A 24,058-nucleotide genomic window follows, 5' to 3' on the forward strand; every position below is an offset into this window, starting at 1 on the left:
AGACTCCCTGCTTGAGCAGTTGTCCAATTGCTCTTCGATGGAAGACGGTGAGATGATGGTAGCGTTTCATACGAGTGAGTAGTTATCAAACGCCCAGGGAGTGATGCACTTCGGCAGTTAATCCGCAGCGCGTGGCATTCGACGCCCCCCTTCCCTCACAGCCGCGAGTTCGTCGCCGGTTTCTGGCCCTAGGAGGTCAAGAACATGGACGAAGCCCTTGCCTGGGTGAAGCGCTGCCCCAAGCCGATGCCTCAGCCCAGCGAAATCGAAATCCGTACGATCTACGAGATGGATGATCTGCGATGAAGGTGCACCCTCACCACAGCACAAACCCCGTCTCCCCTGCCCGCCTCACGCGGGCATTGACCATCATCACCATCGCTCCCACAGAATAGCTCAGATTGGCCAGCCCCACCCACAGCGGGATCAGGCCATGCGGCACGATGGGTACCCGCGGCGGCACGCTCTCAGGGTACACCCGGCTCAGAAAGTACAGCCCTGCACCGGCTCCGGACAGAAAGATCAGCCCCAGCAGCCAGCGGCAGCAGTCCCGCTGGCCCATGAAGCCATACATCACCACCAGGCTCACCCCGTACCACACCAGCGAGCCCGCAAACCAGTAAAACACCTCATGAAACAGAAACAGCGTGATCACCACCGCCCCGCCGATCATGTGCGCCCACATGAGCTTGCGCGTGAAGTCGATTTCTTCACGGTGCTTGGCGCCACGGTTGCGCTGCACATCCAGCATGGGGTTTTCCTAAGGGGCAGAGGGTGAGTTTTCATCCAGATTGTCTTTCACCAGCACCAAAGACTTTGGTGCAAAGACAAGCCAAGCACTCTTCTTAGCAAGTTTCCGGCCACAATCCAGAAGGAGATTGCTCGTCACCAGCACATTTTTCACCACCCCGGTGCTCCACACCCCGGCCGTGGACAGTCCGGAAAACGTGTTCCCGCTGATGCTCAGTCCATTGACCCCGCCCTCCACCAGCACCCCCGTGCCTTCATCGGTCCCCATCGGCGTCTTCGCCTCCGCCGGCCGCTTGTCCTGCCCCGCACCGATGTAGGTGTTGCAGAAGGAGTTCCCGCTGATCGTGTTGCGCTCGCTGTCCTTCCCCACGCGCACCGAAAACTCATGCGCCAGCACAAAGGTGTTCGCGCTCAGCGTACACCCGCATGCATCCCGCAGGTCAATCCCGCCCTTCAGATGATGCGCGATCACGTTCGCACTCAGCGTGATGCCATAGCAGTCGCGGTCCAGGATCACCGCCGTTCCGTTGCACTCCTCGATCATGTTCCCGCTCAGCACCGAGCCATACGTGTTCTCGATGATGATCCCGTTCCCCAGGTGGTCGTCCACATTGTTGCCGTTCATGCACAGGTTAAAGGAGTCGCTGCACCGCAGCGCATCCTGGTTCTCCTCAAAGTGGTTCGCGTTCACCACGATGTCGTGCCCGCCAAAGATATCCACCCCGTACTTCTTGTTGTACGTGATGATGCAGTCCGCCACGCGCGGATCCTCCGCACAGTTCACCATGTGAATGCCGCTCCCTCCGTGGTGGTCGATCGACACACCCTCAAAGTAGATCTCCTCGATGCACTCTGCAAAGATCCCGTCTCCGCTCTTCTCATTCCCGCTCACCCGCAGGTCCGCCATCTGCACCCGCCACAGGCGCGCCTTTTTGTCGGCGTCGAGCGTCGGCGGGCGCAGGATGAAAGCAGGCGCGCCCTCGGCGTTCTTGTTGGTGATGTGCGTCGCCGCACCACCGCCCACGATCCGCGTCTCCGCCGTCTTCACCTGCAGCGGCTGCGTGATCTCATAGTTACCCGGCGGTATCGTCACCAGCCCCCCGCTCGCGGGCACCGCATCCAGCGCCGCCTGCAGGCTCGGGTATTTCGCAGCATCCACCGCCACAGGCGGCGTGGCGGTTTGCGCATTCACGGCGGCGGCACACAGGCAGAGGGAGAAGATCAGCGTTTTCATCCATCCAGTTACGCACCCTGCCCCCTGTTTTCTCTCACCACCCCCGCCCCAACTTTCATCCCTCGCATTTTCCACCTGCAAAAGATCCCCGCCACGCCACGTTGCACTCTTCCACCCATGATCAAACGCCTCACGCTCCTGCTTGCAGCCGCTCTCTCGCTCTCCGCGCATGCGGAGCCCAAGAAGCTCCTCGTCGTCACCGTCACCACCGGCTTCCGCCACTCCTCCATCGAGACCGCCGAGAAAGTCCTCGCCGAGCTCGGCCAGAAATCCGGTGCCTTCACCGTCGACTTCGTCCACCAGCCCGAAGGCCAGCCCAAGAACCCCGGCAGGCCCCCCGAGCGCGACGCCAAGAAAGACACCGACGAATCCTTCAAGGCCAAGCAGGACGCCTACAGCAAAGCCCTCGCTGAATTCAACGCGGCCAACAAAATCTGGACCGACAAAATCGCCGCCTACATGGCCGACAAGATGGCGCTCGACAAAATCAAGGGCTACGACGGCTTCGTCTTTGCCAACACCACCGGCGACCTCCTCCTCCCCGACCGCGAAGGCTTCACCAAGCTCATCGAAGGCGGCAAGGCCTTCATCGCCATGCACTCCGGCTCCGACACCTACCACCCCTTCCGTGGTTACATCGACATGCTCGGCGGCGAATTCGAAACCCACAAATCCCAGGTCGAAATCCAGCCCGTCGTTCACGACCCCGCCCACCCCATCACCAAGGCCGTCCCCCTCGGCTGGAAAGTCTTCGACGAAATCTACATCATCAAGTCCTTCGAAAAGGCCAAGGTCCACGGCCTGCTGGGCCTGAACACCCACCCGAATCTGGAGCAGCTGCGCGCTGAAGCCGCCCAGCGGAAGGAAAAGAACATCGAAGACCCCAAGAAGGACGCCGACCTCAAGGATGTCGAAGCCCAAAAAGGCCGCTACTACCCCGTCTCCTGGTGCAAAGAATTCGGCGCAGGCCGTGTCTATTACAACTCCCTCGGCCACCGCGAGGACGTCTGGGACCCCACCTGGAAAGCCGACACCAAGGACCGCAAAAACAGCCCCGAGATCGCCGAGACCTATCAGGAAATGATCCTCGCCGGCATCAAGTGGGCGCTGAAACTCGAAGAAGGCGTCTCCACCCCCGGCAACATTCCGTGAGCTGACAGCAGCATCGTTTCAACTCAGGGCGCTGTGGCAACACAGCGCCTTTTTTGTTCCTCCGAGATGCAATCCATTTGGAATGCCGTTGTGCAGCCACCGGCATCCGCAGGACGTTCAGCTTTGTTTGCCGCGAGACTCTCTGAGGCGGCAGCTACCTCGGCGCACTCAAAAAAGGACCCGGCTACTTGTCACAAGCCTCCCAGCGGCGGCCCTCCGCCCGGTCCTGCTGGCAGAGGATACCGGAGAGGTGCTGCCGGCACACCTCCAGGCGGCATCTGACAAGACATGCCTGCCGACATCATGATACGATGATCACCCATGTCCTTCGTCGGAGCTTCCTGATCCTTGCCGATGGCATCCATCAGCGCCACGGAATTCATCGCGATGGAGCCCAAGGCCACGGCCCCCAGCGATGCCATCGCCGCCTGCGTCAGGATCTTCTTGAGCGGGTTCGTATCCGGCAGCGCCGTCACATCGATCGGCGTGCCATTCAAATACTTAAAGTAGGACACGCACGGACTTTCGCCTGTGCTGGCAAGCAGCTCCCGGCGTTCAACATCAGTCATCATCGAAAGGTTGTGCACGTTCTTCTGGCACACATCACAGAAGCGCGTCTTCTCATTCCCCGCCATCTGTGCCCAAAGCCGGGGACAGTTGAATGAAAGGGCCGGGAACTCGGAAGTGCCACTCATGGTCGGATTGGATCTTTGATCACCCACGATTGTTCACAAATCCTCCCCCGTGTCATCAACATTATCTGGTCGTGAGATTTCCGCCTGCAGGCAGAAGAGGAAGCTGAAAATCATTCGAACATTTCAGAGTGGCAGACAAGGAAGACATCATCCTTTCCAAGCTTCACTGGGCGCGGGAATCTCTGTCTGAACGGCAGCTGGCCGATGTCGAAAACTTGATTGCGACAGGCTGCGACACCGAGTATTTACGCCAATGGTCAGCCGCATTGAACCTGACAGATATGCTGACACGGGTTTTGCCGTGAAGGACACAGCGCCCGAGATTAACACTTTGATCTTCACCGCAATGATGCGCAAGACTCAGGAGGAACGGCTTTTGATGGGCCTGGACATGATGGCAACCGCGCTTGAACGTGTCTGGAGCAGCTTGCCGAACGCCACTACCGAGGAGGAAAGACGCCATGCCTTTTTCCGCCGCTTTCAGGGCCAGGAGCTTCCGCTTTAGCGTCCAGCGGACGCGAGCAGGAAACCTTGATGGCAGCAGACCGCGCCGCCAACTCTGGCCACGCTACGCCAGCTCAAACCGCACGTGGTTGTAATCCAGCACCTCGGGACACCCCGCCTCAAAAGGAAACGGCCTTGCGGCGGTGATGGCCACCACATCGCTGCCGGCGCGGCGGCCGGCCTCGATGCCTGCGGGGGCGTCTTCGAAGACGAGGCATTGGTCCGCCGTGGTGCCGCAGAGAGCGGCACCCTTCATGTAGCCTTCGGGATCAGGCTTGCCGCGTGCCACCATCTCGGCGTTGATCATCAGCGCAGGAATGGGCAGACCGGCCGCTTTGAGACGGGCCGTGGCCAGCGCACGACTGGCGGAGGTGACCACGGCAAAGCGACCGGCTGGCAGCCGTGCGAGAAGCTCCGCAGCCCCCGCAATGGGGACGACGCCCTGGGTGTCCGCGATCTCCATGGCTTCGAGCTTCCGCGCCTCCGCTTCCTCATCCACCCCAGGAATGGCAAACTCACGCACGGTGTCGATGGTGCGCCGCCCATGGCACACGGCCAGCACGGGGCCCGCATCACGTCCATGCCCGGCGGCCCATTCGTGCCAGACGCGCTCCACGGCGGCGCGGGAGTCCAGCAGCGTGCCGTCCATGTCAAAGAGGACGGCTTGGTACGGGCGGGAAAGCTGGAGCATGGGAGAAGAGGAGGAAGACATGAAAAAAGACGGCACAGGAAGGATACGGCCGCGAGCCACGCTGCGACCCAAGCATTGCAAAAAAGCCTGCGGGGAGCCGTGCTCGCACCCCTGAAAGGTTCCACTTTCGGAGCGAGTCACCGCCAGCAGGGCATCACGCGGGGGCACACATCACTGCGGAGCCGTGGCAGCCGCCGTCACTTCAGCGCGCTTGTCCTTGCTGAAGCGGATGTCCTCCGCACGCTCGATGAAGATCGTGTCCTCGCAGATGTTCTTGGCGTGGTCGCCCACGCGCTCCAGAAACCGCGCCACAAAGATCAGGTGGATGTACCCCTCCAGCTCCGCGTGCTGGGACTCCATCACCGTGATGATCTGCCGGTCCAGCGCCTTCTCAGCCGCATCCAGCTCCTTGTCCAGCAGCCGTGCCGCCGCCGCCGCCTCGGGGTCCGCATTCAGAAAGGCCTGCAGGCTCAGGTCCAGGTTGCGGTCACACAGCGAATACACCGGCTGGATCAGCTTCACCTCCGGAAACTCCGGCAGGTTGTTGATGATGCGCGCACGCTTGGCGATGCTGGATGCCTGGTCCGCGATGCGCTCCAGATTGTTCGCCACGCGGATCGTCCCCATCACCTGCCGCAGGTCATGGGCGGTGGGCTGAAATTTCACCAGGATCTGCATCCCATGCTTGTCCACGCTCTTCTCCAGTTCGTTCACGTCCTGGTCTGCCGCGATCGCCGCATTGCACAGGTCCGTGTCACGCTCCAGCAGGCCGCGCATCGCGCTGGCCAGATTCTTGCGCGCCATGCTGGCCATGGCCAGGACGTCGCCACGCAGCTTGTCGAGCGAATGGTTGAAGCTGGAGAGGATGTGTTCGTGCATGATTAAGAATGTACCACTGTGACGGTTTCGCTACATGGGAATTGCAGAAGATTCCGGATTTGCCGGTGTCTCCTCTTCCGCCTCCGCCACCGCCCCCTTGGGGTCGCGGTGTGTGCGTTCGCAGAATTCGGGATAGGTGATGATCTCAAAGCTGCCGTCAAGGTTTTCCACGATCGCCGTCATCGACTCCACCCAGTCACCGGAGTTCAGGTAGTGCGTGCTGCCCACCATCTTGTTGTCCACCTTGTGGATGTGTCCGCAGATGATGCCCACGCACCCGCGCTGCTTGGCCAGGTTTTGCAGCTGCTCCTCATACTTGCCCACTGCGCCGATGGTGGACTTCACCTTCTGCTTCACCCAGGCGCTGAAGGAAAAGGGCTCCTTCCCCCGCAGCCCCCGGTAGGCATTGTACAGGCGGTTGATGCGCAGCAGGAAATTGTACCCCAGCCCGCCCAGCTGCGCCAGCCACGCGTGGTTCGTGCTCACCGCGTCAAATCCGTCCCCATGCACCACCAGGTAGTCCCCCGCACGCGTGTGGTGGATGTGCTCGTCCGTGATCATGAAGTGCTCAAACTGGATCGGGATGAACCGGTCCAGCACATCATCGTGGTTCCCCCGCAGGTAGATGATCTCCGTGCTCTCCTTTTCCATCTTGCGCAGCACCGTGCGGATGAAATGGGTATGCCCCTTGTTCCACCCGCCCATGCGGCGCAGGTGCCAGGCGTCGATGATGTCGCCATTGAGCACCAGCTTCTCGCACAGGCAGTTGCGCAGGAAGTGGGAGGCCTGCGCCGCCTTGCTGTCCGGCATGCCCAGGTGCACGTCAGAGATGAAGATCGTCTTGAAGCGCAGCTTCAACTTCCCCGTCGCCGGGTTTGGCACTGGATCATCGGCAGACATCACTTCACCTCCTCCATCTCGTGCATGACCGCCGCCAGTTCATGCTCAAATTGCTCGATCACCCGCTCCCACCCCAGGTCAAACGCTGACTGCCGTGCCGCGAGGCGCAGCCCCTCATCCTGCCACCGGGCCGCCGCCTCCCGTACCTGCGCCAGAAAGGCCCCCTCATCATCAAATGGCGCCAGCCACCCGTTTTCCCCGGAGCGGATCAGCAGCCTCGGTGCCGCGTAGTCATACGCCACCACCCCCAGCCCGGAGGACATGGCCTCCAGCACCACATTGCCAAATGTTTCCGTGATGCTGGGAAACAGAAACACATCCCCGGAGGCATAGTGTGCCGCCAGGTCCTCCCCCGTCCGCGCCCCTGCATAGTGAAAGTCCGGCCGCTCCTCCTTCAGAGACTCCAGCCGCGGCCCGCTGCCCACGATGACCATGCGCGCCTTCGGCTGCACCTCCTTGAAAACATCAAACGCCCGCACCACCAGCTCCAGATTCTTCTCCGCCGCCACCCGGCCCACGTAGATCGCCACCGGCGTGCTTTCGTCCGCGCCCCAGCTCAGCCGCAGCGCCGCATCCCGGCGAACGGGGTCAAACATCTCCGTGTCCACCCCACGGCCCAGCACCCCCACATTCTGGATGCCCCAGCGCTCCAGCATCGCCGCCGTGTCCGCAGAGGGCGTCAGCGTCCGCGCCGTGTGGTTGTGGATCGCCCGCAGCACTCCCTGCGCCACCGTCTCCAGCCCCGGCAGGTGGTAGTCCTCCAGGTAGTTTTGGAAGTTCGTGTGAAAGCCGGACACCACCGGGATGCCCCGCCTCCCCGCCGCGCGGATCGCGGAGATGCCCATCAGCGTCTCCGTGGCCACGTAGAGCACGTCCGGCCGGAAGGCGTCAAACAGCTCCAGCATCTGCCGTGTGGAGGCAAAGCCAAACCTCAGCCCCGGGTACCCCGGCAGCGGCAGCGAGTGCATGACATGCCGCTGCAGCCCCTCCTGGGACTCCACCGTCGTCACCACCTCCACCACATGCCCCCGCCTCACCAGCCCCGCGCCCAGCGTGTGCAGCGTCCGGGCCACGCCATTGATGTCTGGCGGATACGTGTCAGTGACGATGAGGACCCTCATGATGGGAAGAAAGCTAGCTGCAAGCCCGATGAAGCGCATCTACGAATGCAGTCCAACTTTGTCACCGTGACGAATCCGTCACGCTTGTTCTCTGTGAAGTGTGTCAGACATGTTGCCATGTGACACCTTCGTTGCCATCATAGGTTTGCCGATGGCACACCCACGCCACAAAGCCACTCCATGAGCAAGATACTAATCGTCGAGGATGAATCGGACATCGCGGAACTCATCTCCCTCCACCTCACCCGGGAAGGGCACGAGCCCATCTGCGTAGGCAATGGCCTCCTGGTCATGCCCACCGCCATCGCCCAGCAGCCGGAGATCATTGTGCTCGATCTCATGCTCCCCGGCCTGGACGGCCTCCAGATCTTCAAGCGCCTCCGCGCAGACACCCGCACCGCCTCCATCCCCGTCATCATCCTCACCGCCAAGAGCCAGGTCACAGACAAGATCGCCGGCCTCGAGCTCGGCGCGGACGACTACCTCACCAAGCCCTTCAGCCCCCGCGAGCTCTACCTCCGCATCACCGCCGTCCTCCGCCGCGTCAAAAAGGTCACCCACGTCTCCGAAATCCAGCGCGGCCGTTTCATGCTCGACCGCAAAAATATGAAGCTCTTCCTCGACGGCGCCCCCCTCGACCTCACCACCATCGAGTTCAAGCTCCTCACCACCCTCATGGAAAACGACACCGCCATCCACAGCCGTGCCGACCTCCTCCGCGACGTCTGGGGCTACAACAGCGACGTCGCCACCCGCACCCTCGACACCCACATCAAGCGCCTGCGTGAAAAACTCGGTGCAGCAGGCGAACATATCGTCACCATTCGCGGCACCGGCTTCCAGTTCCAGACGGAGCTCCCCGCCCACCAGCCCGCATGACCTCTCTCTCCTTCTTCCTCGCCCTCCTTCTAGGCTTCACCCTCCTCGCCTGGGCACGGCGTGAGAAGCACTGGATCAGGCGCTGGGAGCAGGTCTCCAAAACCCTCGGCCTCCGCGCACGCGACTCTGCGCTCCTTCAGGAGCACGCCGCCGCCGTCTCCCTCGCACGCCAGCACGCCGAGCAGCAGGCAGAGCAGCGCCGCGTCTTTGAGACCCTGCTCGATGAGATCAGCCAGGGACTCGTCCTCGTGGACGACCACCTCCGCATCCGCTACGCCAACGCCCCCCTCAAAAAACTCCTCCACCGCAAGGAAATCCACGTCGGCCGCCCCCTCATCGAGGAAGTGCGCGACCACCAGATCTCCGTCCTCGTGCAGGAGTCCATTGCCGAAAAGCGCCACACCACACGCCGCATCCAGATGCTCCCCTCAGACGTCGGCGCCGGGTCCAATCTCGGCGGCCGCTACTTCATCATCGAGGCCGCCCCCCTCGCCGCAGACGTCGGCGGCGGCGCCTGGCTCATGCTCCAGGACGTCACCGAGTCCGCCATGACCGAGCAGATCCGCCGGGACTTCGTCGCCAATGCCTCCCACGAGCTGCGCACCCCCCTCACGCTCATCAATGGCTACATCGAGATGCTGCAGGAAGACTCCGCCAAGGCCTCCCCCGCCATGAAGCGCAGCCTCGACGTCATGGAAAAGCACGGCAAACGCATCGCCCGCATCATCGAGGACATGCTCGCCATCTCACGCCTGGAGGACGCCAGCAGCACCCTCAACAAGGAGCCCTTCGACGTGCGTGACTGCGCCGAAGACGCCGCCGATCACCTCGCCCCCATGCTCGAAGGACGGGACGCCCGCATCGAGCTGGATTTCCCCAAAGGCGACTGCCTGCTCATCGGCGACCGCTTCTACTGGGACCAGATCTTCACCAATCTCATCGAAAACTCCATCAAGGAGAACTCCAAACCCGGCCTCGTCATCCGCGTCTCCGGAGAGTGGAAAAAGGACGAATGCATCCTCAAGGTCAGCGACAACGGCATCGGCATCCCCGCGCACGACCTCCCCTTCGTCTTCAAGCGCTTCTACCGTGGGAACAAGCACCACTCCTCCACCCAGGTGAAAGGCACCGGCCTCGGCCTCTCCATCGTCCGCCGTGCCGTCGAGGCCCACGGCGGCACCATCGAGCTCACCAGCTCCCCCGGCATCGAGACCACGTTTACGATGCGGCTGCCTTTGCAGCATGGTTAGGGAAACGCTGATGCCATCGGTGCCCAATAAATGTCGAATGAGTATATCCGAATGACGAAATAATCTCGAATGCCAAAGCTCGAACTTCGGCATTGGTCATTTGTCATTTTTTAGTCATTCGGGCTTTCTCATTCGTCATTTCAGCGGAATGCCAGAAGGAGCATGGAATCACCACCACCGCCCTTTTCAAGATTTTGACCTCATACCCAAGCTTGAGCACGCGCGTACCCTGTGGTTAGAACTCCCTCCCTGTGGAAGACCTCTTCGGCCATCGCATCTCCTACCTCCGCGTTTCCGTCACCGACCGGTGCAACGAACGCTGCCGGTACTGCATGCCCGAGGAGGAGCAGACCTGGTTCGCCAAGGACGAAACCCTCAGCTATGAGGAACTCCTCCGCGTCGTCCGCGTCGGCGCCTCCCTCGGCATCAAAAAGATCCGTGTCACCGGCGGCGAGCCCCTCACCCGCCCTGGCGTGTCCGGCTTCTGCGCCGAGCTCGCACGCATCCCCGGCATCGACGAGATCGGCATCTCCACCAACGGCACCCTCCTCGCCAAACTGGACGGCGGCATCACCATCGCCGAGCACCTCGTCAAAGCCGGCGTCCGCACCGCCAACATCTCCCTCGACTCCCTCGACCGCGCCGTCTATCAGCGCACCACCAGCCGCGATCTCCTCCCCCGCGTCCTCGAAGGCATCGACGCCGCCCGTGCCGCAGGCTTCCAGTCCATCAAGCTCAACTGCGTCCTCATGAAGGGCCAGACCGAGCGCGAACTGCCCGCCCTCATCGACTTCGCCCGCCAGAAAGACGCCCTCCTCCGCTTCATCGAGCTCATGCCCGTGAGCACCCAGGAAGTGCTCAGCGACGACACCTTCCTCCCCGTCGCCACCGCCAAAAAGCTCGTCGAGCAGACCACCGGCCCCCTCATTGAATCCCCCGATTTCAAGACCAACGGCCCCGCCGTCTATCATCGCGTGCCCGCCACCGGCCAGAAGATCGGCTTCATCGGCGCGATGACCAATCTGCACTTCTGCGAGAACTGCAACAAGCTCCGCCTCACCTGCGACGGCAAGCTCCGCCCCTGCCTCGGCTCCTACCTCGAGTTCGACCTCCGCACCGTCCTCCGCGCCGGCTGCACCGACGCCGAACTCGCCGCCTTCTTCCAGAACGTCGTCTCCCGCAAACCCAAGGAACACGACTTCCGCCACAACTACCAGCCCAACCGCAAGATGATCGCGATTGGCGGTTAAGCCCCCGCGAACGCACCCCCATTTGGAGTGCGGTCGCGAAGGGAGGAACGACCGCAGCTACCGCTTTCGCAGGCCTGCAGACACACGCACGCCACAACCCCATCGAAAGCAGACGCCCCTCGGCTCGCGCAGCCCACTCACCTCACGCACGCCACAAGCCGCTCGAAAGCGGCAGCTTCACTCGTTCCTCGCTCCGCAGCCGCACTCCAAATGACGCCGTGGCGCACCTCACTTGCCCCAGGCATCGGGCATCCATTGTAGGCACGAAGGCCGCACCCAGTTTCAGCCCGCCACGCTCAATCTCACCCGCCACAACCAGGTTAAAAGCTAAACCGCTCTCGCTAAAACCCCGCCAGAACGACCTTCCCCATCGCCCTGCCGCTCTCAACGAGCGCATGGGCTGCCTTGAGATTCTCGGCATTGATCAGGCCAAGGTGGCTCACCGCCGTGGATCGAATCTTGCCCGCATCCACGAGTTCGGCCACGTGATTGAGCAGGCGTCCCTGTTCGCTCATTTTGGGCGACTGAGGCCGGGCGCGGCCGAACATGAACTCCCAATGGAGGGAGAGGCTTTTGGGTTTCAGCTTATTGATGTCCAAAGGCCGGGCCACATTCTCGATCAACCCAATGGCTGCTTCTGGAGCCACCGCTTCGATGATTTCATCGAAGTGATCTTCGGTCTTGGTCAGGGCCAGGACATGGCTGGCACCTTCAGGGACAATCTTCCTCACCTGTGCCCCCAAAGGCTGGCGATGATCAATCACCTCGTCAGCACCCATTTTGCGACACCACTCGACGGTTTCAGGACGCGAGGCAGTGGCGATGACCTTCAACCCGGTCAGCTTTTTCGCCAACTGGATCGCGATGGAACCCACGCCTCCGGCCCCGCCAATGATCAGCAGCGTTCCCTGCGATGCAGAGGTGATGGGAAGAGAAAAGCGGTCAAAGAGCAGCTCCCAGGCCGTGATAGTCGTGAGGGGCAGTGCCGCCGCATCGGCAAAGCTCAGAGACGCGGGCTTTCTACCCACGATGCGCTCATCCACGGACTGAAACTCCGCATACGACCCAGGCCGCTCCAGTGAGCCCGCATAGTAAACTTCGTCACCAGGCGCAAACAAAGTCACTTCGGAACCAACCTCCACGACCACACCCGCAGCGTCCCAACCTAAAATCTTGAGTTCGCCGGAAGGCTGGCCCGGACCGGCGCCCCTGCGAATCTTGGTGTCCACAGGATTGACGGAAATGGCCCGCACTTGAACCAGCAGGTCACGAGGCCCCGGCTTGGGTTTGTCGACGCTCACATCGATGAAGCTTTCGGGATCCTCGGTGGGCAGATGCTTGTAGTAGCTGACGGCATTCATGGCGGGGCTCCTGAATTGATTTCGCTCATGAAGAGGAGCACAGCATCCCGGATCTTCCAGACGTATTCCGCGAATCATCCACACAATGCCCGGCATTTGACGGCAAGCTCAAGTCTGGACAGGATTAACACGATGCAGAATGAACATAATTCGAGCGATCAAATTAATCCATCCCGCCATCAGCCTGCGCCCTGATTCTGCATCATTCTATCATCTTGTGAATCCACTCCGAACCAACCGACCTAACAGAACACAATCACCGCCTCGCTTCCAAGACGCTAACGCATTCACTCAAGCCCAAACTCCGGTGTCCCCAAAAAACCGCCCTCAGCTTTAACGAATTGCCCTTCATGACGTCATGAATGCCACAATTGGTTCATGGACCCACTGAAACTCACGAGTATTTCATGTCTTCCGGATCGTCATGCCTGTTTTGCAGCCAGTCTGAATACGATATATCAAACGATTCAAAATGCCCTCTCTTAAGCTTGCGATCAGGGGTTTCAAAAAAGAGTTCCATGGGGAAGCATCCAAGAATGAGTGAATCGATGGCAGAACAGTCGATGGCTATCCATGAACCAGATGGCAGAGTTCCTATTGGAAGGCAATTGGTCTCCCGCCATTGCTCTGATTGCTCCATCATCCAATCTTCCGGCCAAACATAGCCCAAAAAATAACAGTCATCTTTGACTAACTCAGTCTGAGCGACTGGAACACAACGGCAAAATTCATCAGCACGAGCCCATTTGGGATAGAGTGCAGATATCCATTGTCTAAAACTGTCTGATGCCGGGCGGGAGCTAACCCCGAATTTTTCGAGCCACTGACAATGTGAGTTCGCTTCCATATGAAAAAGCATAAGATGCCATTCATGAAAAGCATTTAATATTTTAAGCTCTCATCGCAAGTCTGGACAGGATTAACACGATGGCAGTACGAACAAAATCCCAACACCTGCTCAATCGAACCCGTCATCCGTCCACGCACTCAAATCCCAACATCTTAATCCTGCATAATTTCGCCATCCTGTGAATCCGGTCCAAACCAAACGACCTAACAGAACACAGTCCCAACCTCACTCACCGCACCCTCACGCATCGAGAGCGAAATACCACTTTCCCAGCCTCCCCTCATCCCTAGCATCCGCTTCTCATGAGCCAGCTCACCCACCTCAACCGCAAAGGCGAAGCCGCCATGGTCGATGTCTCCGCCAAGCCCCCCCTGCGCCGTGAAGCCGTCGCCGAAGGCCGCATCACGCTTCAGCCCGCCACGCTCGATCTCATCCGCAGCAACCAGGTTAAAAAAGGCGACGTCCTTAGCATCGCCCGCATCGCCGGCATCCAGGCCGCCAAGCAGACGCAGTACCTCATCCCCCTCTGCCACCAGATCCCGCTGAGCAAAGTGCAGCTCGACTTCGAGCTCCGCCCCAAGGCCGTCCACATCACCGCCACCGCCATCACCGTCGCCCCCACCGGCGTCGAGATGGAAGCCCTCACCGCCGTCTCCGTCGCCGCCCTCACCATCTACGACATGTGCAAAGCCGCCGACAAAAAGATGCGCATCGAAGGCGTGAAACTCGTCAGCAAGACCAAGAGCCACCCTGCACCACCTGCCTGATGTCCTCACGGAACCGCTGCCAGGAATGCTCCTGGTTCCAGCTCAAGGCCGCGCTCCTCATTCGCAGCAGCATCCCCTCATCCGCCGCCAGCAGCTTCAGCCGCTCACGAATCGCCTCCGCACTTCGCACCGGCACGACAAAGCCCTCCTGCCCATCCTGGATCAATCCCTCCAGCCCCGAATGCGGCGTGGTCACCACCGTGAGCCCGCAGGCCATGGCCTCCAGCAGCACCAGCGCCAACCCTTCATACAAGGTCGGCAGCACCAGCACGTCATGCTGCTGCATCTCCGCCAGCACCTCAGCGTGAGACAACCCGGCGCGATGCCGGTGCGCTCCCAAAAAAGCATCCAGCGCCGCGCAGGGCTTGTCCGCCGTTCGGGAGCCGATCACCGTCAGCTCCGCCACGCCCTCCAGGCCGGACATCGCCTCCGCCAGATACGCCAGCCCTTTGCCCTGATTCAAACTGCCCACATACAGCACCCGCAGCCGAGCCCTTGGCCCGGCCGCAGAAACAGGACGATCATTCGACGGTGGGCAGCCATACGGCACCACATGCACCTTCGCTTTGAAAGGCGGGGCCAGCTTCAGGCTGTCACGCACCAGCTCACTCGGCACCACCACCACATCCGCCAGTTGCAGTTCACGGTCTCGCCGCAACATTGCTTCACTACCATCCTCCAGCACCGGCAGCGTCGCCGCCCAGTCCGGCCTCAAGTCCGCTTCCTCCTTCACCACATCCCGGGTAAAGCGCCAGTACGGCGTGGGCAGTTCGTAGATCGTCCGCAGGCCTCTCGCACGCGCAGCCAGAAAAGTCTGCTCCGCCGCATCCATGTAGGCATACACCGCCTGCACCCCATGGCTCCGGCTCACCGCGCGGCTCACCTCCCCGTCAAACCACCTCACCACCTGATCCAGCGCGCCAAGCTTCGCAGCCAGCGGCAGCTTTCTCAGTGCCGGCACGCTGCGGCAGGCCAGTCTCAGCACCTCACGCCAGGCATGCGATTTCATATGAGGTTCCACCACTTCAGGAAAGGTGCGGCGGCCCCCTGCCCCCGTCAGACGCCGCAGCCATGCAGGCAGCACCAGCGTCGTATGAAAGGCCGCCAGAGCCCCCTGCTCCGCCAGCGCCTGCGCCACAGCACCGCTGTTCGGATTGCCGGTGAAATGTGAGACCATGACCTGCATGCCCTCCACCCCTCCGCCCTGGAAACCAACAGTCAAACGGCTTGTTGCCGCCTGCATGCGCAGGCACGCAAAAAAAACACGCGGCGCCTCTCAGCGCCGCGTGTCCTCATACACCTTGCAATAACAACTGACTCTAGGCAAAAATTCCCGTGAGCGGCTGCCCCTTGTCCGCGATGGTAAACGGACGCTTGCTCGGGCTGTAGATCACCTGGTCCAGCGGCAGCCCCAGCGCATAGGCGATGGAGGCGTTGAAGTCCATGATCTTGACCTTGTTCTCCACCACCTCGCGGCCTTCCTTGTCCGTCTTGCCGTAGGTGAAGCCGCCTTTGACGCCACCGCCAAACATGACACCGGAGAAAGCCTTCGGATAGTGGTCGCGTCCCGCGTTCTGGTTGATGTCCGGCGTGCGGCCAAACTCCGAAGTCACCACCACCAGCGTTTCCTCCAGAAGGCCGCGGTTGTGCAGGTCGGAAATCAGCGTGGCCAGCCCCTTGTCCAGCGTTTCGCAGCGGTCAGGCACGGCCACAAAGTTGGCGTTGTGCGTGTCCCAGCCGCCGAGGGAGACCTCCACAAAGCGCACTCCGCGCTCCACCAGACGGCGTGCCAGCAGGCAGCCCTGGCCAAAGGCCTCCTTGCCATACGCGGCACGCAGCTCGCCGGGCTCTTCGCTGAGGTCGAAGGCCTTCAGGTCCTCCGACTTCATCATCGCGATCGCGTCGTCATACATGTCGGCGTAGGCCTTCACGTTGCGGTGCGGGAAGGTGGTGCGGAAGTCCTTGTCCAGCTCGTCTGCCAGCTTCATGCGCGCCTGGAATTTCTCCTCCGGGCTGCCGTTTTTGATGTTCTTGAGCCCGTTCTCCGGATTGCTCACAAACAGCGGCGCCTGTGCGGCCGGGAAAAAGCCCGCGCCAGGGTGGCGGCTGTCATTTCCCACAAACACAAAGTTCGGCAGCGTGCTGTTGCCGCCCCCTTGGAACACATTCAGCCACGCGCCCATGGCCGGATGGCGGATCGTGCCGCGCATCTCATAGCTCGTGTGCATCATGTAGTTCCCCTGCTCATGCGCGCCCTGCGTGGAGGAGAGGGAGTTGATCACCGTGCCGTGGTGCATCTGCTGCGCCGTCAGCGGCAGATATTCGGAAATGCGCACACCGTCCGCGCTCGTCTTGATCGGCTTCGTCGGCCCCGCCGTTTCCACGCCCTCCTTCGGGTCCCAGGTGTCCATGTGGGACTGGCCGCCGCTCATGTAGAGGTAGATCACGTTCTTGGCCGTGGCCGCCTGCTTCAGCTTCGAGGAGCCCTCAAAGGCCGCGAAGGATTTGCTGGTCAGCGACTGGCCCAGCAGACCGACTCCCAGGAGGGAGCTGGCTGTCTTGGCCGCAAAGTCACGCCGGGTGATTTCACCTGAGCGGACGAGTTTGGTGGCAAGTTCCTGTTTCATGGGAGGTGCGCGTGGGGTGTGGGTTGGATGCTTGTCTTACTGGATGAAAATAAACTGCTGCGTGTTCAGCAGCGAAAACACGAGGTCCTCCATGCTGCTCAGCCCGCTGTCCTGCGCCTTCAGCCACACCGCCTTTTCGGCAGCGGAGGGCTTGCGGGAGAGCAGCGTCATGTACACGGCGTCCACCTTGTCGTCTGGATACGGGGCCTTGTTCACGGTCAGCATCAGCTGGCTGTACTTGCTGGTGATCTGCGGCAGCAGGCTCCCGTTCATCATCGCCAGCGCCTGCGGCACGCTCGCGTCGCTGTTGGCGTTTTCGATGGTCTCGCGGTCGCTCTGGCCAAACTCACGCAGGTAGTGGCCACGCGGCGCTGGGCTCTCCTGCTCGGCCGCACGCAGCATGTTGCGGCTGATCTGCTCGCGGCTGTTGATGTAGTACTTGCGCTCCTTCTCGTTGGTGATGCCAAAGTAGTCCGCCTCCTCCGCATAGGCCTCGCGCACCTTCTGCGCCACCGCCGCCTGCTCCTCCTTCGTCAGTTCCTTGCGGTCATAGCCGGGGATGATCACCTTTTCCATTTTGGCACCGTTCGCCATCATCATCATTTCCCCGCCACCGCTCATCATCATGGACGGAGATCCGGCGTCTCCGCCGCTGCTCTTGGTCATGGACACCATCTGGTAGGGTTTGCCGGTGACCTTCTCATAGAGCTTCTTTTCTCCGGGAACCACGACCTCCGCAAACGTCACGCGGCGGCCTTCGTTCTGGATGCGGTTCACCTCCGTGCGGATCTCGTCGGACTTCTTCTTCAGCTCGTCCGCTTTCGCGATGGCGGCCACCTTGGCAGGGCCTTCCGGCAGGGCGTCCGCAGCATCGCGGGCCTCCTTGTAGGCGGCGCGTGCCTCGGCAAAAAGCTTCTGCTGCGCATCCGTGCGCTCGCGGTTCCTGCTGTAAATGTCCGCCGCCTTCTTCAGCCCTGCCAGCGCCTCCTCGGCAGAGAGCGCCTCCACGCCGTCCGCGATCTTCTTGGCCTGCAGGATGCGCTGCTCCATCACATCACGGTTCGTCTGGTTGATCATGTCCGGGCTCGGATTGATCAGCGTCACAAACGAGTCCCACATCTGCTCCGCGCTCATGCGGCGCAGCAGCGGCCCGGTAAAGTGGTACACCGTGCCCGGCGCATGCTCCTCGCGTGTCACCTGCGCCTGGTAGGCCTTGGTGTTGTAGAGCACGCGCAGGACGCCCTTCATGTCATACTTCATGTCCACCACCAGCTTCTCCAGATGCTTCTCCATCTCAGGGATCATCGGCACCGTGTTGTCCATCAGCTCGTCCAGCGGCTCGATCAGGGCCAGGCCAAAAACACGCTTCCACAGCCGGTTTGCGATCACCGTGGTGAAGCGCGGATTCTCCGGGCTGGTCATCCAGCGCGCATAGGCCTGCAGCGGCGTCTCGCCATTCTGAGTGATGCACTCGTGACCCATCATCGTGCCGGGTTCGACGGCAGACTTGGGCTTGGCGTCGCTGTACTGGTAGTCGTGCGGCAGCGTCGGCTTGCGGTCCCGCAGGCTCACGGAGGTGTAGCGCATGGTGTCACGCACATCATTCATCGCCTCCTGGTAGCCGCGCTGCTCCTTGCGCAGCTTCTGCCGCGCCTCCTCGCGCTTCTTGTTCACCTCCTTCATCTCCGCCTCGTAGTTCTTGTAAGCTGCGGCGTATTCCTTCTGCAGCTTCTCCCGCTCCTCCGCGGACATCTTCCCGTTGATGTTCGGGCGCTGCGGCCGCTGCGGCTCCTTGATCGAGGCGCGGATCTCATTTTCCTTCTCGCGCAGCAGGTCGTTCACACCGCTCATCGTGTCGCCGCCGTAGTCCTGCGTCTGCACCCCGTAGGTGAAGGCCGCCATTTTGAAAAACTGCATCTGCGTCCACTTGTCAAAGGGGTGGTTGTGGCACTGTGCGCACTCGATGCGGGTGCCCAGAAACACGCGCACCGTGTTCGCCATGTTGTCCAGCGGCATCCCGCGGTCACGCATGTAGTAGCCTATCGCCCCGTTGTCCCAGGCCTTGCCCTGCGCCGCCACCATCTCGCGCACAAACTGGTCGTAGGGCTGGTTCTTCCGCAGGCTCTCCTTCACAAAGTTTGCATAAGCCGCCCCCGTGATGGCCCCCGTCTGGTTGCCGTTGGAGGTCACCCGCAGCACATCAGCCCAGTAGTTGAAAAAATGCTGCACATACGCCTCCGAGGCCAGCAGCCTGTCGATCAGCTTCGCCCGCTTGTCCGCGTCCTTGGAGTTGAGAAACTCCTCCGTCTCACGCGTCGTCGGGATGCGCCCGATGATGTCCAGGTAGATGCGGCGCACAAACGTGTTGTCATCCGTCTGCGGGTTGCCTTTCAGCTTGTTGGCCGCCCAGTCTTTGGCCAGCACGGCGTCGATCTGCCGAGCGGCAGCCGCAGTGTCCAGCTGGCCGGCTGCCCTCGCGGAAGACAGCGAAACAAACGCAAGGAGAGGAAGGACGAAGACTTTCTTCATGTTCGAATAAACGTGCCAATATCACAACTTTTTCACAATCCTGCACAATCTTGGCATACCCGCCTGCCCACCCCTCCCCCATCCAGCCCTTCCCTTTTTCACTCCCCCGCGTCACTTCTTCTCTTCACCGTGAGCTGGTAAATCCCCTTCCGCAGCGTCCCCACGTTGAAGTTCACCAGCAGTCCTGCGGCAAACTTTCCCAGCCGCACCTTCGACTCCAGCTCCTGCTGCTCCAGCCGCGTGATCTCCCCCTGCGCACGCACCAGCAGCAGCAGCGACTCCCCCACCACAAAGTCCAGCCGCGTCTGCGTCTGCACACGCCGCCCATGGTAGGCAAACTCCAGCGGCACCTGCCTTTGGAAATCAAACTCCAGCTCCCGCAGCTCGATGGCAAGGCATTCCTCATACGCATCCCGCGTCAGGCCCGGCCCCAGAGCACGATGCACGTTCATGCAGGCCCCGATGACGAGATGCGGCAGATCAGCGGCATTCATGGTGCGGTAGGCTGCAGAGACTCCTCACCCAGGATGCCGTAAATCTCAGCCGTGGTGCTCTGCTTGTGCGTGCTCAGCCACTCGTCCATGGCGGCGGAGAGCCGCGCCTTCACCTCCGGGTACCGCCCCTTCACATCGCGCTCGCAATGCGGGTCCGCACGCAGGTCAAACAGCCGCTCGATCGAGTGCTTCACGCCCGGCGTGCGCACGTACTTGAAGCGCTCCGTCCGCACGCAGTGCTCCTTCGTCTTCAGCACCGCCTCCTGAAACTTCTCCTTCAGCACAAAGTGAAAGTCGAAGTCCGGGTCGATGAACGTCGTCTCGTCCATCGGCGGGATGAACAGAGGCTCCTCACCCGGGATCGTGCGCCGGAAGAACAAATAGCTCGTCTCTCCAAAGTAGGCCAGCCCCAGGCTTTTTTTCTCTCCCCGGATCAGCGGCGCCAGGCTGGTGCCCTCAAAGCGCGGCTGCGCAGGCACCCCCACGAGGTCCAGCAGCGTCGGCGCAAAGTCCAGCGTGCGCGCCAGCGTCGCATGCTTCTGCGGCCCCTTCAGGCCCGGCACGTGCAGGATCGCAGGCACGTGGTTTGCCTGATCCCCGCCATTGAAGGTCGTCCCGTGGCCAAACGTGCAGTTCGGCTCGAAGAGGTCATCCCCATGGTCCCCCGTGACGAGGATGATCGTGTCATCCATCAGCCCCTGCTTCTCCAGCTCCGCCACCACCCGGCCCACCGAGTCGTCAAACATGCGCACGCAGCCGTCATACAGCGCGGTGATCTGCTCCACCTCCTTCTTCGGCAGCTTGCTCCACTTCTCATTGATGTCCGTCCCGCCGATGAACTCGTCCACATTCAGCGCCAGTTCATGCTTGTGCGGGCCGTCATACTTCGGGTCCGTCCACAGCTTCGCATAATGCGTCGGCGTTTTGTACGGCAGGTGCGTGCAGGAGTAGTAGCCAAACAGCAGGAAAGGCTTCCGGTCATCCGCACGCTGCCTGATCCGGTCGATCACCTGGTCCGTCACCACCTCCGGTGTCATGTAGTTCGCAAACGACTTCAGCTTTGGAAACAGCATGTGCCCCACCCGGTTGTCAAAAAACAGCGGCAGAATCTGGTGATGCAGAAACACCACCTCGCTCATGTACACCCGGAAGTTGTCAAAATCCGAGACAATGATCTTCTCAAAACCCATCGGCAGCTCAGTAAAGCTGCACGCGCACCAGTCGCCGATCACCGCCGTGTCGTAGCCCTGCCGCTTCAGCTCGCCGCCCAGCGATGGCGCCTCCTGATTGGCCCGGTCCACCATCGCCCGGCTCGGAAACATGTGCCGCACCCCGTGCGTGTGCGGGTACTGCGAGGAAAACATGCTCGTCAGCGACTCCAGCGTTGATGCGATCGGGGTCAGGCAGCGCTCAAAATTCACCCCCTGCGCCGCGATGCGATCAATGTTCGGCGATGTCATCCGGTGGTAGCCGTTGCATGACAGATGGTCCGCGCGCAGCGAGTCCGAGCCCAGGATGACAATGTTCTTCGGGCGCTTCTTTCCACCCGCCAGCTCCTCCGCATCCGGCGCACGGCTCACCCCGTAGCCGCTCACCGCCAGCAGCGCCAGCATGCCAGCCACCGTCGCAAAGCTGAACAGCAGCGGCCGTGCGGCGCGCGTGAACCACCGCCGCAGCTCAAAAAGGTAAAAGCCCCCCGCAGCCACCAGCGCCGTCACAGGAAACACCTGGGAGATCAGCGCATGCACCGCATTTTGCACCCCCGTGCCGCACACCCGCCCCAACGCATCATACCAGCCCAGCAGGTAGCTGTAGTCGCCGAAGTAAGGCTTCTCCAGCATCAATTTGAAGATGAAAAAACCATAGAGCAGCCCCGCAAACAGCAGCGTGCGCCACACGACGCCCCAGCGCGCAAAAGTCCGCACCTTTCCCCACAGCCGCACCAGTGGATAAATCAGCACCACATACCCTGCCGCAACCAGCAGGTAGCCCTTCAGCACCACCAGGTTGCTCCATACCAGATACCACCAGTGGTGCTGGATCGCCACCTCTGAGAACCGGTTGTTAAACCCGTATGAGTTCCCCGCAAAGCTCAGCAGCGCGCTCAGATACCACGCCAGCAGCGTGCCGAACACAGTCAGCGCGACAATTTTCAGGATATGGCGACGTTGAAGAGTGGGAGGCGGCATGCTGGAGGGGGGACAAACTACACCGAAACCTACGACGCTCCACCGGTATATCTCGCCCCGCCCAATGCTCAAGGCCACGCTCACCATCAAACGCGCAGCCCCCGCATGACATCAGTTTCGGCCCATCGAGCACCTTCAACAGCCAGGCTCTTGGGGAGCAGGGCATGCGGCAGCGTTCAACGGCATAAAGACTACGCCCACACCTTCATGCAGCACATTCGCTGCCCCCTGCTCATCCACCCGGCATCCGCAGCCCCGTCGTCCGCTCATAGGGATGGTAACGCTCACGGTGTGAGCGCGAGTGCCCCGCAGGATCCACCTTCCGCCACAGATCATCCATCTTCATCCGGCTTTCGGCAGAGCAGCCCGCCAGCAGGCAGGCCCCGAGCAGATACAGCCAACAGCGAGTCACATTCATTTCAGAGCACCCTTGGGCGGGCGGCAGCTCAGTTCAAGCCCCGCATGCCCCCAGTCTGGATGAAGCATCCATCCATAAACTCCCGCCGCACGCTGCACACCAGCCCCACTGCACACCAGCCAGCCCCGAGCCCCCGGCTCAGCCAAGCGGCCGCAACCGCAGCCGCAACTGACGCAGCGTGTAAAACGACGCCTCAGCCCCCTCCATCCGTGAAGTATCGCACCCGCCACATCTACCCCACCGCCCCCGCCTTCAGCTGCCGCAGCGTGTAAAAAGCCTCCGCGCACTCCGCCATGCGGCGGGCCCCGCTTTTGCGCCTCGGCCCAAAACACTCCCTCTGTGCATCAAACACCCCCTCCACAAACTCACGGCTCCCCAGCACCACTCCATCCGTGAAATACCGCACGCGCAGCCTCACCAGCTCCGCCGCACTCAGTTTGCCTTTCTCCGCCAGCACCTCACGTGCTCTCTCCACGCTCACCCCGCGCCTCACCACCCTCTCATTCTGCGCATCCTTCACCTCCCGCCCCTCCGCATGCAGCAGGCACCGATACGCCTCCGCCGCTCCCGCGCTCCTCCATCCGTCCACCGGCTTCCCCTGCGCCTTGCACAGCCCTCTCTGCGCCCTACGGCTCCCTCCCAGCGCCTCCGCATACCCGCACCACCGATACTCCTTCGGGTCCTTCACCAGCCCCGCTCTCACCGGATTGAGATCAATGTACGCCGCCATCGTCCGCAGCGCCTCCCCCTTGCCCTCCACCAGCACACTTTTGAAACGATCCATCCACAGCGTCCCCCTGCGCCCACGCCGCTTGTTGAACCAGCGGCTAAAGCGCTCTTTAATTTCCTTCACAAACAGCGACAGATCGCAAAAACGCTTCTTCAGCGCCTCCACCCGCTGCTCCGCCAGCACCGCCATGCCCCGCGCGCGGAAGTCCGCCAGCTCATCGCGCAGCAGGCCCAGGTAGGCCTTGCTGTAGAGGATGCTCAAGTGCTCAAAGAGCCTCGCCTCCCCCTGCGGCCCCTCAAAGCGCTGCAGCCACGTCTGCCGGTGCGGCACCTCGGCCAGCAGGTGGAAATGATTGCCCATCACACAGTAGGTCACCACCTTGATGCCCGAAAACTCCGCCATGCGCCAGATCACACGCCGCAGCGCCTCCTTCTCCACCTCGTCAAAGAGCACCTCCCCGCCGCAGGTGCGCGACATGACATGATAGCAGTAGGACTCCAGCGCCCCCCTGCCCAGAATCCGCAGCCGCCCGCCCGACCAGGAGCGCGCGCCAGGAAAGAGCCCCGTTTTGGCATTCACTCCGACAAGCTGCTCTTCAAGCGGTAGCGACTGGGAATCAGAGATTTGGGCGGCTTTCATGAGCAAAAGATGAGCAAGTAAGGTGCGGATTAACTGCCGAAGTGCATCACTCCCTGGGCGTTTGATAACTACTCACTCGTATGAAACGCTACCATCATCTCACCGTCTTCCATCGAAGAGCAATTGGACAACTGCTCAAGCAGGGAGTC

21 protein-coding genes and 1 pseudogene are annotated in these 24,058 nt (G+C 61.5%); 7 read left to right on the forward strand and 15 right to left on the reverse strand.

Annotated features, from left to right (window positions below):
* Positions 1–147: 147 nt before the first annotated feature.
* A pseudogene (locus ACFQDI_RS24865) lies at positions 148–306 on the forward strand (YciI family protein); the annotation flags it as partial.
* Between the two features lie 10 nt (positions 307–316).
* On the opposite strand, the gene ACFQDI_RS24870 reads toward ACFQDI_RS24865, so the two are convergent.
* Positions 317–751: a hypothetical protein gene (locus ACFQDI_RS24870; RefSeq protein ID WP_377172156.1), complete on the reverse strand. Its 435-nt coding sequence runs from the start codon at positions 749–751 to the stop codon at positions 317–319.
* Positions 752–760: 9 nt separating this feature from the next.
* Complete coding sequence (locus ACFQDI_RS24875; RefSeq protein WP_377172158.1) at positions 761–1,984, reverse strand: right-handed parallel beta-helix repeat-containing protein; 1,224 nt, start codon at positions 1,982–1,984, stop codon at positions 761–763.
* Positions 1,985–2,101: 117 nt separating this feature from the next.
* On the opposite strand from ACFQDI_RS24875, the gene ACFQDI_RS24880 reads away from it, so the two are divergent.
* Positions 2,102–3,136, forward strand: a complete 1,035-nt coding sequence (locus ACFQDI_RS24880) for a ThuA domain-containing protein (protein ID WP_377172160.1) — start codon at positions 2,102–2,104, stop codon at positions 3,134–3,136.
* A gap of 191 nt (positions 3,137–3,327) precedes the next feature.
* On the opposite strand, the gene ACFQDI_RS24885 is transcribed toward ACFQDI_RS24880, so the two are convergent.
* Positions 3,328–3,831, reverse strand: a complete 504-nt coding sequence (locus ACFQDI_RS24885; protein ID WP_377172162.1) for a hypothetical protein — start codon at positions 3,829–3,831, stop codon at positions 3,328–3,330.
* A gap of 253 nt (positions 3,832–4,084) precedes the next feature.
* On the opposite strand from ACFQDI_RS24885, the gene ACFQDI_RS24890 reads away from it, so the two are divergent.
* Positions 4,085–4,336: a hypothetical protein gene (locus tag ACFQDI_RS24890; protein ID WP_377172164.1), complete on the forward strand. Its 252-nt coding sequence runs from the start codon at positions 4,085–4,087 to the stop codon at positions 4,334–4,336.
* A 63-nt stretch (positions 4,337–4,399) separates the two neighbouring features.
* Here ACFQDI_RS24890 and ACFQDI_RS24895 read toward each other — a convergent pair whose 3' ends face one another.
* From ACFQDI_RS24895 to ACFQDI_RS24910, 4 genes are all read right to left on the reverse strand, one after another.
* Positions 4,400–5,026, reverse strand: a complete 627-nt coding sequence (locus ACFQDI_RS24895) for an HAD-IA family hydrolase (RefSeq protein WP_377172166.1) — start codon at positions 5,024–5,026, stop codon at positions 4,400–4,402.
* A 171-nt stretch (positions 5,027–5,197) separates the two neighbouring features.
* On the reverse strand, positions 5,198–5,905 hold the full coding sequence (gene phoU, locus ACFQDI_RS24900) for a phosphate signaling complex protein PhoU (protein WP_377172168.1): 708 nt from the start codon (positions 5,903–5,905) through the stop codon (positions 5,198–5,200).
* Positions 5,906–5,935: 30 nt separating this feature from the next.
* Positions 5,936–6,805, reverse strand: a complete 870-nt coding sequence (locus ACFQDI_RS24905) for a UDP-2,3-diacylglucosamine diphosphatase (RefSeq protein WP_377172170.1) — start codon at positions 6,803–6,805, stop codon at positions 5,936–5,938.
* Entirely contained in the window at positions 6,805–7,926 is a 1,122-nt protein-coding gene (locus ACFQDI_RS24910) for a glycosyltransferase family 4 protein (RefSeq protein WP_377172172.1), read from the reverse strand. Before ACFQDI_RS24910 ends, ACFQDI_RS24905 begins: the two co-directional genes overlap by 1 nt.
* Positions 7,927–8,106: 180 nt before the next feature.
* On the opposite strand from ACFQDI_RS24910, the gene ACFQDI_RS24915 reads away from it, so the two are divergent.
* From ACFQDI_RS24915 to moaA, 3 genes are all read left to right on the forward strand, one after another.
* Positions 8,107–8,805: a response regulator gene (locus ACFQDI_RS24915; RefSeq protein WP_377172174.1), complete on the forward strand. Its 699-nt coding sequence runs from the start codon at positions 8,107–8,109 to the stop codon at positions 8,803–8,805.
* Positions 8,802–10,055, forward strand: coding sequence for a sensor histidine kinase (locus ACFQDI_RS24920; protein ID WP_377172176.1), 1,254 nt, complete (start codon positions 8,802–8,804; stop codon positions 10,053–10,055). Before ACFQDI_RS24915 ends, ACFQDI_RS24920 begins: the two co-directional genes overlap by 4 nt.
* A 251-nt stretch (positions 10,056–10,306) precedes the next feature.
* A complete protein-coding gene (moaA, locus tag ACFQDI_RS24925) occupies positions 10,307–11,305 on the forward strand; it encodes a GTP 3',8-cyclase MoaA (protein WP_377172178.1) in 999 nt (332 codons plus the stop codon).
* A gap of 341 nt (positions 11,306–11,646) precedes the next feature.
* Here the strand turns inward: moaA and ACFQDI_RS24930 are convergent, their stop codons facing one another.
* The gene (locus ACFQDI_RS24930; RefSeq protein WP_377172180.1) at positions 11,647–12,666 is read right to left on the reverse strand and encodes a zinc-binding alcohol dehydrogenase family protein; all 1,020 of its coding nucleotides are present in this window, start codon (positions 12,664–12,666) and stop codon (positions 11,647–11,649) included.
* Positions 12,667–13,060: 394 nt separating this feature from the next.
* Positions 13,061–13,513 carry a hypothetical protein gene (locus tag ACFQDI_RS24935; protein WP_377172182.1) on the reverse strand — a complete coding sequence of 151 codons (453 nt, stop codon included), beginning with the start codon at positions 13,511–13,513 and terminating at the stop codon, positions 13,061–13,063.
* A gap of 305 nt (positions 13,514–13,818) precedes the next feature.
* Between ACFQDI_RS24935 and moaC the strand changes: the two genes are divergently transcribed.
* Positions 13,819–14,283: a cyclic pyranopterin monophosphate synthase MoaC gene (gene moaC / locus ACFQDI_RS24940; RefSeq protein WP_377172184.1), complete on the forward strand. Its 465-nt coding sequence runs from the start codon at positions 13,819–13,821 to the stop codon at positions 14,281–14,283.
* On the opposite strand, the gene ACFQDI_RS24945 is transcribed toward moaC, so the two are convergent.
* The 6 genes from ACFQDI_RS24945 to ACFQDI_RS24970 all read right to left on the reverse strand — a co-directional run bounded on the left by ACFQDI_RS24945 (position 14,246) and on the right by ACFQDI_RS24970 (position 23,909).
* Positions 14,246–15,460 carry a glycosyltransferase family 4 protein gene (locus tag ACFQDI_RS24945; protein WP_377172186.1) on the reverse strand — a complete coding sequence of 405 codons (1,215 nt, stop codon included), beginning with the start codon at positions 15,458–15,460 and terminating at the stop codon, positions 14,246–14,248. The genes moaC and ACFQDI_RS24945 overlap by 38 nt on opposite strands.
* Before the next feature lie 142 nt (positions 15,461–15,602).
* Positions 15,603–16,910 carry a DUF1501 domain-containing protein gene (locus ACFQDI_RS24950; RefSeq protein WP_377172188.1) on the reverse strand — a complete coding sequence of 436 codons (1,308 nt, stop codon included), beginning with the start codon at positions 16,908–16,910 and terminating at the stop codon, positions 15,603–15,605.
* A gap of 36 nt (positions 16,911–16,946) precedes the next feature.
* Positions 16,947–19,439: a DUF1549 domain-containing protein gene (locus ACFQDI_RS24955; protein ID WP_377172190.1), complete on the reverse strand. Its 2,493-nt coding sequence runs from the start codon at positions 19,437–19,439 to the stop codon at positions 16,947–16,949.
* Between the two features lie 98 nt (positions 19,440–19,537).
* Positions 19,538–19,933 (reverse strand): GxxExxY protein, encoded by a 396-nt coding sequence (locus ACFQDI_RS24960; protein ID WP_377172192.1) that lies wholly within the window; start codon positions 19,931–19,933, stop codon positions 19,538–19,540.
* The gene (locus ACFQDI_RS24965) at positions 19,930–22,122 is read right to left on the reverse strand and encodes a sulfatase-like hydrolase/transferase (RefSeq protein WP_377172194.1); all 2,193 of its coding nucleotides are present in this window, start codon (positions 22,120–22,122) and stop codon (positions 19,930–19,932) included. Before ACFQDI_RS24965 ends, ACFQDI_RS24960 begins: the two co-directional genes overlap by 4 nt.
* Positions 22,123–22,772: 650 nt before the next feature.
* Positions 22,773–23,909, reverse strand: coding sequence for a transposase (locus tag ACFQDI_RS24970; RefSeq protein WP_377172196.1), 1,137 nt, complete (start codon positions 23,907–23,909; stop codon positions 22,773–22,775).
* Positions 23,910–24,058: the final 149 nt, after the last annotated feature.

The sequence above is a fragment of the Prosthecobacter fluviatilis genome (assembly GCF_042655725.1).
GTDB classification, from domain to species: domain Bacteria; phylum Verrucomicrobiota; class Verrucomicrobiia; order Verrucomicrobiales; family Verrucomicrobiaceae; genus Prosthecobacter; species Prosthecobacter fluviatilis.